Below are 11340 nucleotides of genomic sequence, written 5' to 3'. Positions count from 1 at the left end.
TTTTATTATTAATATGTATTTAAAATTTAGTGTTTAAATGCAGAATTGATTTTTATTTTCCCGTTGATAATATCATTTTCTATTGCATCAATTTTGACTTGAATATCTTTTGGAGTTGCTTGCTTATAAACGTTATTTTTAGCCAATCCAACAGAGCCTTCTTTCACACCAACATATTCTGCGATACCGTATTGAAGTTTACCTTCATATGCTTTGTTTAAGGCAAAAGACAGACCAGCATCTACATTTTTCAATACAGACGTCAAAATTAAACTTGCTTGTTTAAGGTTTGATTCTTGAAGTAGCTGAGACTGGTCGGCATCAACGCCAATCGCATATTTATTACTTTCTGCCGCAGCTTCAAACACACCTTGACCAGTACCACCTGCAACAGAGAACACAATATCCGCTCCTTGACCATATAGTGCCTTAGCAATTTCTTTTCCTTTAGCTGGGTCTGTCCAACTGTTTGCGTATTGCACTAAAATTTTCGTTTCTGGATCTATCTCTTTCGCGCCTTGTTCAAAACCGACGACAAAATCTTTAATTACAGGAACTTCTTGTCCACCGACAATACCTACAACTTTAGACTTTTTGTTCATCAGACTTACATCTGATTTTGTCATTTCTGCCGCATAAGCACCTGCTAAGTATGATGCTTCATTTTGTTTGAACAGTAATGAATATACGTTGTCACATTTGTTAGAACATGCATCGTAGTTAACAGTCGCATCAACGAGAACGAATTTTTTCTCTGGATATTCTTGTGCAAGCTCTTGAACGATCGAAGCCATTGGATAGGTTACAGCGATATAAACGTCATAATCTTCAAACTCAACGATGTCGCGGAAGGAGCTTTCCCACTGTGTGCTGTCTAAGCCAGCTTCAACCGTTTTCGTTTTGACACCCAGTTCTTTCTTCACAATATCCATACCACGCTGGGCTGAATCCATGAAAGACTTGTCACCTAGCGTTCCATGAACAAAGTAAACAGCACTAAAATCCTTAGCCATTGCGCCAGATGAAAGACCACACGCAAGTACGGCACCACCGATGAACTTGGTATAAGCGTTGAGTTTGAACATAATAATATTCTCCATTCAGAAGTTTTTGTTACGATTGGAATGAACTTCGGTTTATTCTAATTTTGTAGTTATATCTACTTGATGGATAAACCATTTCAACATATTCCATCGGTTTATATTTCGACGAAAATGTTATGCGGCAACAAGTTATCAATGCTTCGTTTGCTGGTATTTCTAATAAACTGCATTCAGTAGGTGATGGTAGCCGAGCACTAATTGATTCCACGGCTTCAACCGGTTTTAAGTTCCATTTTGACTTAATTAGTCGGTATAGACTTTTTGAATCTAGCAGTTCTTCTTGGGTTAAAGCTTTCATATCTCCTAAAGGCAAAAACGCAGTATGGATACCGATTGGAGTAGTACCGGAAAAACGCAATCTCTTAATTTTTTGCACTTTTGAACTGCCAGCCTGCAAACCCAATTTTTCTCTTAAGAAGTCAGTCGGGCTTACTACAACCATTTCCAAAATTTGTTGATTTGGGATCTCTCCTTTCGAAGATATGTCATCACTAAAGCTATGCAGCGAATATAGGTGCTCTCTTGTCATTCGAGGCATCACAAAGGTGCCACTTCCATGCTCACTTCTTAAGTAACCTTCCTCCGTCATCAGCAAAATCGCTTTACGCACGGTGGAACGGCTCACGTCAAAATTTTCGCTAATATCACGCTCAGTAGGAATAGCGCTTCCTTCAACCCACTCTTCCTCATCTATCTTACGCTTGAGCGTTTGGGCTAATAAAACATACTTCGCCACTTTTCCACTTTCTGACATGTCTTTGGTCTCCTCCATAAATTAGGAGCATATTGTAACTAAGGTCAGTTGATAAAACCAAAATACATCAAATGGTACGTACCAATCAAACGCTTTATTGTCGGATAGCTTATTTCTTTAACTAGATCACACAAATGGTGGAAGCGAAGAACACAGCAGATAAAGCACACAAAAAATGTATGGTCCGCCCCGTAATTGCAACTACAATTAAGTAGTAACGGAGTTGGTTTGCGCTAATGTATTCGGAGTCCTTGTTGGGAGCACTAGCTTCCCAGCTCCACGATGATATCCGCGCCAGATTATCCTTAAAAAGCCCAAAGCATTGATTGCTATTTTTTGTGTCAGGTTCTTAATCTGGCCGATTGACCGTTTTTGTCATCACGTTCATTGGCGTTGCAAACTTGGTTATAGCTAAACAGCCTTAAAAGCTTGGCGGTGGTATAACACCGCCCAAGCTATCCTCACTAGCTTGTTGGCTAATGCGACTACCACTACATTAAATGGTTTGGTGGCTCGTAGGTTCACAAGCCACTCTCCAAACACTTTCCCTGTTGTCTCTAGTCTAGAGAGTACAGCTCTTGTCCCGTGGACAAACAGAGTTCTGAGGTGTTTATTTCCTCGTTTACTCATACCAAGTAGCTTGGTCTTTCCTCCCGTTGAGAATTGCCTTGGCACAAGCCCCAACCAAGCCGCCATCTCACGGCCATTGGTAAAGTTACTCGGAGAGCTTACATCGGCAATACATAATGTGGAGGTAAGATCGCCAATCCCAGGGATAGTTTTTAATAATTGAGCACTTTCATTGTTATTAACAATAGTTTGAAGCTTGTTATCTTGAGTTTTGATTTGTTCATTAAGGTACTTGTAATGTTCGTGGATAGATGTCAATTCACATAGCAAGCTTTTTGGTAGTGATACTGTTTGTTCTGCTAACCATTGAAACAGAGACTTCATCTTTGCATGCCCTTTGGGAAAGCTAAGGCCGAACTCAAGTAAGATCGCTCCGATCCGCGACATAGTGGCAGTTCTCTCCTTGATATAACTATCTCTGACTCGATGAATCGCTGCGATGACTTGAGCCTCTTCACTTTTTACAGCTACAAACCTCATGGTCGGTCGACTCGCAGCCTCTGCGATCGCTGAAGCATCGATGAAATCGTTTTTATTGCCTTTGACATAAGGCTTAACATACTGAGGAGGAATAAGTCGGGGCTGATGACCAAGTTCACCACACTTTCGAGCAAGCCAATAAGCACCGCCACAAGCTTCGAAAGCAATAGTTGTTGGTTCTATTTTACTAAGAAAGATTAAGAGTTGGTTGCGATTAAATTTACGACGAAACACCTCCACGCCACAACGGTTATGTGCGATAGCATGGAAGCAATGTTTACCTAGGTCGATACCTAAAATATGAATAGAAGACATATGGTTCACCTCATTCTGAGAGCCTACTCTAAGCTTAAGAGCTTAAGAGCTTGAGAGTGAGGCGGACCATATAATTAAGCCCCTTAAGATTTAACTTAAAGGGCTGCATTGCTTTGAGAGTAAACGGTTTAAAAATTAGAAGTTGTAACCCACGCTAAAGTAGTGACCGAATCCTGTAGTTTTACCAGCGAAGCCACCATCTTTTAATCCATACATATCTTTAAACAACTTCAGACCATAACCAACTGACAATTTGTTATTATGCCAGTAAATACCGTTGAACATAGAAGCACTGGTCGCTGAGTTATTTGCAGAATCGCTGTCATCCATACCAAACGAAAAATCACCATAACCTTGGTAAGCGATGAAAGAACCATTATCAAAATGCACTAGTGGATTAAACCATGCAGTACCAATTTGATAACCATTAAAATCACGTGTGTTGATATCATACTTGGCTTGTAGCGCCCACCCCATGACGCCCATGAATGGCACTTCAATATCAGCACCTAAACCAACTAATCCACCATACGGTGAATAGCCAACGGCATGACCGCCACCACCAGATGATAGCTCTGTTGCAACAAAAAACTCTTTAATTGGACCAACTGACAAATCTTTACCAATTAACCCATCGATTGACATACGAGGTGCGATTTTTACAAACATTTTTTCTTCGTTGTACTTATCGCTACTCTTCTTATCAAACGGATTAAACAAGTCTAAGTAACCATAAACATCAAAGATCCCTGACTTACCTCCAAACTCAAGTTCAATGTAATCATGATTTGATTCGCCAGGCAGTTCATTGTTCGCATACATGTAGTTGAACTTGAACCAGCGGTGATCATTTTTATAGATGCCATCAGAATAATCAGCAGCCATAGCGGGCATAGCGCAACCCAAAGCAATAGAAGTAGCTAAAAGTAGATTTTTTTTCATTTTTCGTCTCACTATATTGGTACGTACCTTTAATAATTTCACAAAAAATTTTAATGACAACTTTGAAGATACAAATTTTTGACAACGATCGTATTCAACCCCCAAACAAGACAAACTTTAATTAGTTTAAAATGAAAAATGCTCACTTAATGAGCAAAATCACACTTTTCGTACAGGTTTCATAAACAATATTGATTTTATCTCTAATAAAAGATAACAATCTATAATGAAAATTGGTCCGAACCAATACCAAGAAACAAAAAATACAATCAAGGAGTGTTCTATGAATCGCAATTTAGCAGTGTCTTTCTTAGCCCTGAGTGCAACCGCAGTGAGTTCTTTTGCAACTGCTGATGGTTGGCCTCATGGTTTCATCGACTATCGTCACGAATATTTAGATAAAGATGCCAAACATTACGACCGAGTTATGATGGGAAATTTTTTTAGTAATGGCATCGGCGTTTTGGGTGAACTTCGATACGCAACGAATGAAGGTGAAGAGAACGCTTGGGACCCTTCTAGCTTTACCAATAACGGTATGGGCCTCAGTATCGTCTACAAATTCAAGCCTCTAGATGATAAGAAATTTTGGCTAGAGCCAATGTTTTGGTTAGACAGCAGCAAATGGTGGTCAACTTACGAATTCGGTATGACTGTAGGTTACGATTTTTCTAGAGAGTGGCGTTTGTCTGGCCGATACCGCTATGACATGGATAAAGCAACAAGTGATTCAAAAGCATACGGCAATACGGATCGTAACAACGAACGATACGATGTGTGGTTAAAATATAACCCTGAAGGTACAGATCTACGTTTTACTTTTAATGGTGTTTACTACGACAACGATTACATCACTTGGAACAATGGTAAAAAAGACTATGCACTTGATCTCAAAGTTGGCTACAAACTTGGTTCTTGGGAGCCGTACTTCCGTTTAGCCGATAAACGAGCAAGCAAAACAACAGATGAGCGCCAACTCCGCTACCGTGTAGGCCTAACTTATTCTTGGTAATTTAACTTTAAGTCTAATAAATCGTATTCTAAAAGGAAGATTTTATGAAATTTTCTCACATACTCTACCCTCTCGCCATCGGCTCAAGTTTTTATTCTGTTAATGCCTTAGCTACTACTGAAGTCTCTTTGCTACATACTTATGACTTACCCACAGGTACACTTTTAGACAACCACACAGTAAAAGGTACTTCAGAGGCAGATATAAAAACCAAAGAGATTGGCGGGGTTTCAGATATTGTCATGACATCTCCTACTGATTTTATCGCCTTGACCGACTCTCGCTCTAGACCCGATGAAGGATTAAGTCGTTTCTACAAAGGCTCTTTCTCAAAGGATTATTCTTCTATTCGTATCAACGAGACAGTCATCTTAAAGAACGACAAAAATACTCCTTATGGCGCGAATGAGAAAGACCCAGAATCCATAGTATTACTACCAAATGGTAGCCTAGTGTGGGGTTCTGAAGGTAGCCATACTTTGATCAACACCGATACCAATGGAAAATTTATTAAAGACTTCAGTTCACTACTTCCTAGTTATTTTCTAGGTGATGGTAAAACTTCAGGTCTCCGCAAAAACCAATCATTTGAAGGAATGAGCCTATCGCCAGATGGTAGTACACTATTTGTCGCTACAGAGTCGGCTCTCGCACAAGACGGCTCGGTTTCCACAACAGAAATACCATCAGCAGCCCGAATTTTAAAATTCGCTGTTGATAAAAATTCCAACTTGAAGCTAGTTTCTGAATATACCTATATCGTTGACCGCATTAATGTTCAAAGCGACTTCGGCATCCATGACAATGGTATCTCAGAAATTTTAGCGATCAACAATAATAAGTTACTCGTTGTTGAACGTAACGGTTATGCCGTTAAAGAAGGATTCTGCTGCTTCAATTTCGACGTTAATGTTTTTAAAGCTGACTTGTCAAAAGCAACGAATATCTTAGGTACTCAAAACATTAGTGCTAAAGATGCGCCAAATCCAATCACTCCAGCTAGCAAAGAGCTTGTTTTCAACTTTGGTGATTTTGTTGAAAGCCAACAGAATTATGAAGGGTTAGCGTTCGGACCAAAAGTTAACGGCAAAGACACTCTATTGTTTGCCGCAGATAATAACTTTCAACCTCACCAAAAAACTCAATTAGTGCTGATGTCACTGACTGGGTTGGAGGACTAATTATGACACCTAAATTACTCGCTGCTTTAAGTTGCTTTGGACTGTTATATTCCGGGATTTCTTTCGCAGAACAGATTCAAGAAAAGCACCTGACTATCCTTCATACAAATGACCATCATGGACGTTTTTGGAAAGATAATAATAGCCAATTAGGCATGGCTGCACGAAAATCTTTAATAGACTCGATCAGAGCAGAAGTAAAGTCCAATGGTGGAGAAGTTCTCCTGCTATCTGGTGGGGATATCAACACTGGCGTACCTGAATCTGATATGCAACATGCAAAACCAGATTTTCTAGGAATGAAGCAATTAGGTTATGACGCCATGGCAGTAGGCAATCATGAATTTGATGTGCCATATGGCGTCATGAGAATGCAGCAGATCTGGTCTCAAGTGCCATTCCTTTCTGCAAACATTTACGATAAGAAAACAAACGCTCGCCTTTTTGCTCCCTATAAACTTTTTAACTTTGATCATTTAAAAGTAGCTGTTGTAGGGCTAACGACAACCGATACACTCAGAGTTGGTTCGTCATCATTACAAAATATGTATAGCATGACGGATCCAGCAGATGAATTTCTGAATATTAAAAGTGAATTAGACAAGTCATCGCCAGATGTCGTCATTGGCTTAACCCATATGGGTCATTATGAGAACGGTAACCATGGGTCTAATGCTTACGGTGATGTTAAGTTAGCACAAAGTTTGCCACCAGGCACCGTAGACGCAATCATTGGGGGGCACTCCCAAAATGTTGTGTGCTATTCAATTGATCTCATGAAGAAAGATAGCTTTAAACCTGGAGATGAATGTTGGCCAGATAAAAAGAACGATGTTTGGATCATGCAAGCTCAAGAATGGGGACGATTCGTAGGACGTGCTGATTTCGTGATTAAAGGAGATAGCGTTAATTTAACAAGTTATCGTTTAATTCCTATTAACTTAAAGCACAAAGTAAAGGTTGATGGAAAGAGTGAATATGTCCTTTATGAAGAAGAAATCCCACAAGATGTAGAAACAGAGGAACTACTAAAGCCGTACTTTGATAAAGGCAATAGCCTGATCAACTATAAAGTGGCTGATTCAACCGCCAGACTTATTGGTGATAGAGATCAAGTTCGTTATCACCAAACAAATTTAGGTCAAGCGATTTCTGATTCCATGATGGTGAAAACTAATGCATCTCTGGCGATAATGAACTCTGGAGGCGTGCGAGACAGCATTGAAGCAGGCGAAGTCACCTATCGTGATGTGCTTAAAGTACTGCCTTGGGGAAACACGGTTGTAACAGTAGAGCTAACTGGGCAAGAGCTACAAGCCTATTTAGCTGATGTATTAGCTAAGACACCAGGTTCAGGCGGCTATGTACAACACAGTAGCAACCTAACAATAGCTGATGGCACTATCCAAATTAACGGCAAAGATATCGTCAATTCAAAAACCTATAAGCTATCTCTCCCAAGCTATGCATCACGAGGGGGAGACAACTATCCTAAGTTGGATTCCCACCCAAGCTTCATCGATACCGGATATGTTGATGCTGATGTATTGAAAGAGTTTTTGATTCAGAAATAACCACCTGCTAATACGCGGTCCACAAGCGTAAGGTCACTACACTTGATCAGTGATCGCGTATTTATATCTCCTATCGTTATTCTTACAAAAGTTGATTTAAAGACTGCATTCCCTTTATCTCTTGCTAAGATACTTAACTCTTAAAAATCATTGTCTTACTAATCATACAAGCGTTTCTATTTAAACACTTATTATAATATGCATCAGCGTGTTATCCACCTTTAGCAGTAGTTAACAGAGGAACGTAGCCGAATTAAAACACGAGATCTAATGACATACTTTTTACGAAATAAAGCATTAGAAAATTTTAGTCAAATGTTCACTTTGACTGGTGAGAGTTTCGAATATGCTGGCACACTTTGGGGCATTTTCGTGTTTTATGCCCCGCCGGCACACCTTTGGACAAATGTATGGTACGTCCCGTTTTGCAATTGAAAAATTCAAATAACGGAGTTGGTTTGCGCTAATGTATTCAGAGTCTAATTGGGGACACCTACATGCTACATAGCCCCAGCTCTACGATGAGATCCGCGCCAAATTGTCCTCAAAAATGAGAAAGCGTTCTATGTCGCTGTTCTGTCCACAAGGTCTTCAATCTGATGGTCTAACCGTTTTGTCATCTTTCATTTTCATATGCAAACTTGATTTATACTCTTATTTCAAATGGTTTCTTCGTAGCCATAACAGACCAAGCTATCCTCGCTAACTTATTGGCTAAAGCTACTAAAGCAACATTAAAAGGCTTTCGAAGTTTTAAGTCTGTAAGCCACGAGCCAAAGTATCTCTGAGCAGTTTCATCTCGCCATAAAACAGCCCTAGCTGCATGGATAAAAAGCTCACGAAGTTCTTTGTTACCTCGCTTGGATATCCCTAGCATTCTTGGCTTTCCACCTATCGAATATTGAAATGGTACTAACCCTAGCCAAGCTGCAAAGTTACGGCCATTGGAAGAGTCTTTAGGGTCGGAGACGGAAGACAGGCAGCAAGAAGCTGTCAGAGGTCCAATGCCTGGTACGGTTTGTAATATGGTAAATAACTCATTGTCACGATTAAGAGTTTCCAGCTTCTTATCTTGCTCTTTAATTTTGTCATTAAGATCATGTTATGATTAAGCTGATCTCGTAACTCAAAGACAAGTAAAGAAGGAACTGGCTGCCCTGTATCTGCCAACCATTGAAAAAGACGCTTCATATTCGCATGCCCGCGTGGACAGCTGAAGCCAAATTCAGTAAGGATAGAACCAATACGGTTCATCGTTGCTGTTAGCTCTCGAATATAGCCTGTTCTAATCCTACGAATAACTACTCCTAATTGTGCTTGTTCAGTTTTCGGTGAAACAAAGCGCATTCTTGGTCTGGTCGCAGCTTCGGCTATAGCATCTGCATCAATAAAATCATTCTTATGACTCTTCACATATGGCTTAACATATTGAGGGGGAATCAGCTTAACTTGATGCCCATATTCTTGGCATTTTCTTGCAAGCCAGTGAGCACCACAGCAAGCCTCCATTGCAATCAATGTTGGTTCATGCACAGAGATAAACTGTAGTAATTTACGTCTAGATAATTTATGCCGATATTGTTCACGACCACTATAATCGTGGCCAACTAGATGAAAAGCAGACTTACCTAAATCGATTCCAATAACTTTGATTGCCGACATAATGGCACCTCCCATATTCAGCGACATAGCTGAGTGTAGTGCAGGTGTGGGGCGTACCATCTTATTAATGAGTTACGAAAAATTGAATATTAAAAACTCATGAATAATTACAAGTATGGCAAGTCTAATCGCAAGATAGCAGACTACCCATTTCTTTCAGCTTGCAGTTTTAATATTGATTTCAACTCATGAACCTCTACCCTGAGATCATGCACCTCTTCTAAGATCTGGACCTCCATCTTGCGCTCGTTAGAGGTCCACGAGGCCAGAACAGCAGTAAAGCTACCAAACATACCAACACCGGTGGTGATTAAGATAATGGCAACAATACGCCCTTCCAATGTCACCGGGAAAAAGTCACCGTAACCAACCGTTGTAATAGTGACGAATGTCCACCAAAGCGCATCACCGGCGTTATGAATATTGGTACCCGGCATATCCTTCTCGAGATAAAGGATGTAAATCGAACCAAACAGCATCATCATTAGGGAGGTCACCACCATAAAGTGCAGTGACGTCGAAGTCTTGTTTTCATTGATTGCATGAGAAATCATTGAGATAGACTTGATCGCACGCACCAAATGAAAAACTCTAATTAAACGTGCAAATTGATTCACTCCATCAATGGGATACAAGAAATAAGGTCAAGCCAGCCCCATTTCATATACTCAAGCTTGGACGGCGCAGCTCTATATTGCTGAACAAAGTCAATAATGAAGATCGCGCAAATAAATGTATCTACATAGATCAGAATCTGCAGGACGTCAGATGGCAAGTTAAAGACAAGTACAATTGCTAGGGAAACAACAAATACAGATAAAACTAATACTGCCAGTTGAAAGTTGGTAATGTGTTCCGGCACTTTGGGTCGATACATAGTAGCAATCCATTGAAACATTTAGCAGAACTACCTTGAAGACGAAAACGCTTAATCGAGTGCTTGCTTCGCCTCACGATTCAGAACCTTAAATGCAGTTCTCACAAGGAGCAAGATCTGAGAGAACAACGCCGCTCCCCATACAACGTTAACTACAATTGAAGGAACAAATGGCACGATAATCAGAGTCAAGAAGCAAAGCGTGATACCGAAATAGCTAACGTTCGCAGTGGCAAATCGGTGGGCGGTATGAATCTCGATAACATGTTGAATCTTAAGTAAACAATACAGGTAAGTTGCTAAGCCCAAACAGCCTATCAATGCATATTTGAACGGGTATTGTTCCATAAAACCTATTTTGACCTCTGCTGACAATGCGACGCCTATCGTGACAGCGACAGCATCAACAGCAGATGAGAGATCGTCCACTTGATGAATGTGTTAGGCGCGTTGCCGAGTGGCTTACTATTGCCTACAAAGTCAAAATATATCCAGCACAAAACGAAAATTGATAGGCCGCCAAACGCGTAGTTAACAAGTACGTCGCCAACCACATCATCAATACCTTTTTCCGCAAGGGTGATAACAGGCTTAAAGAAGCCTTCACCTGCAACAATCAATAAAAGCAGCGCAAAGCACTCAGCCATATGTCCAAAGCGTGGTAAGAAGCGCTCATTGTTTAGTGCACCTTTGACTGCTTGATTCGAATACAACACCTATTCAAATCAAAATATGATTAGATTATCGCAAATATTCGCATCACTAGAGGCTGTTTTGCAGAGAAACGGCTCCGATAACGTCTAAATAGAA

General features: G+C 40.3%; 11 protein-coding genes and 1 pseudogene. 3 read left to right on the top strand and 9 right to left on the bottom strand.

Going from position 1 to position 11340, the window contains the following annotated elements; translation table 11 throughout:
* Positions 1-26: 26 nt before the first annotated feature.
* The 4 genes from IQP38_RS02910 to IQP38_RS02895 all read right to left on the bottom strand — a co-directional run bounded on the left by IQP38_RS02910 (position 27) and on the right by IQP38_RS02895 (position 4224).
* Complete coding sequence (locus IQP38_RS02910; protein WP_193837296.1) at positions 27-1013, bottom strand: BMP family lipoprotein; 987 nt, start codon at positions 1011-1013, stop codon at positions 27-29.
* A 100-nt stretch (positions 1014-1113) separates the two neighbouring features.
* Positions 1114-1857 (bottom strand): GntR family transcriptional regulator, encoded by a 744-nt coding sequence (locus IQP38_RS02905; protein WP_140184386.1) that lies wholly within the window; start codon positions 1855-1857, stop codon positions 1114-1116.
* Positions 1858-2268: 411 nt separating this feature from the next.
* Positions 2269-3282, bottom strand: a complete 1014-nt coding sequence (locus IQP38_RS02900; protein ID WP_193837295.1) for an IS110 family transposase — start codon at positions 3280-3282, stop codon at positions 2269-2271.
* A 135-nt stretch (positions 3283-3417) separates the two neighbouring features.
* The gene (locus tag IQP38_RS02895) at positions 3418-4224 is read right to left on the bottom strand and encodes an outer membrane protein OmpK (protein WP_140184384.1); all 807 of its coding nucleotides are present in this window, start codon (positions 4222-4224) and stop codon (positions 3418-3420) included.
* Positions 4225-4507: 283 nt separating this feature from the next.
* Between IQP38_RS02895 and IQP38_RS02890 the strand changes: the two genes are divergently transcribed.
* From IQP38_RS02890 to ushA, 3 genes are read left to right on the top strand one after another with little or no spacing between them, the layout of a single operon-like run.
* Positions 4508-5236 carry an oligogalacturonate-specific porin KdgM family protein gene (locus IQP38_RS02890; protein WP_140184408.1) on the top strand — a complete coding sequence of 243 codons (729 nt, stop codon included), beginning with the start codon at positions 4508-4510 and terminating at the stop codon, positions 5234-5236.
* Positions 5237-5280: 44 nt separating this feature from the next.
* Positions 5281-6417, top strand: coding sequence for an esterase-like activity of phytase family protein (locus tag IQP38_RS02885; protein WP_193837294.1), 1137 nt, complete (start codon positions 5281-5283; stop codon positions 6415-6417).
* A 2-nt stretch (positions 6418-6419) separates the two neighbouring features.
* The gene (gene ushA / locus IQP38_RS02880; RefSeq protein ID WP_140184410.1) at positions 6420-7991 is read left to right on the top strand and encodes a bifunctional UDP-sugar hydrolase/5'-nucleotidase UshA; all 1572 of its coding nucleotides are present in this window, start codon (positions 6420-6422) and stop codon (positions 7989-7991) included.
* A 646-nt stretch (positions 7992-8637) separates the two neighbouring features.
* Here ushA and IQP38_RS02875 read toward each other — a convergent pair.
* The 5 genes and pseudogenes from IQP38_RS02875 to IQP38_RS02860 all read right to left on the bottom strand — a co-directional run bounded on the left by IQP38_RS02875 (position 8638) and on the right by IQP38_RS02860 (position 11246).
* Positions 8638-9653 (bottom strand): annotated as a pseudogene (locus tag IQP38_RS02875) (IS110 family transposase).
* A gap of 143 nt (positions 9654-9796) precedes the next feature.
* Complete coding sequence (locus IQP38_RS02870; protein ID WP_301572421.1) at positions 9797-10231, bottom strand: potassium channel family protein; 435 nt, start codon at positions 10229-10231, stop codon at positions 9797-9799.
* Positions 10232-10266: 35 nt separating this feature from the next.
* The gene (locus tag IQP38_RS26165) at positions 10267-10551 is read right to left on the bottom strand and encodes a hypothetical protein (protein WP_047102597.1); all 285 of its coding nucleotides are present in this window, start codon (positions 10549-10551) and stop codon (positions 10267-10269) included.
* A gap of 30 nt (positions 10552-10581) precedes the next feature.
* Positions 10582-10905 (bottom strand): hypothetical protein, encoded by a 324-nt coding sequence (locus tag IQP38_RS02865; RefSeq protein ID WP_228009966.1) that lies wholly within the window; start codon positions 10903-10905, stop codon positions 10582-10584.
* An 8-nt stretch (positions 10906-10913) separates the two neighbouring features.
* Positions 10914-11246, bottom strand: a complete 333-nt coding sequence (locus tag IQP38_RS02860) for a membrane protein (RefSeq protein ID WP_047102595.1) — start codon at positions 11244-11246, stop codon at positions 10914-10916.
* Positions 11247-11340 lie beyond the last annotated feature (94 nt).

Source organism: Vibrio sp. OPT41, from assembly GCF_015163595.1.
In the GTDB taxonomy this organism is placed as follows: domain Bacteria; phylum Pseudomonadota; class Gammaproteobacteria; order Enterobacterales; family Vibrionaceae; genus Vibrio; species Vibrio alginolyticus.
Note: the sequence above shows the minus strand (reverse complement) of the source record. Positions and strands in the feature narration are given on the sequence as shown.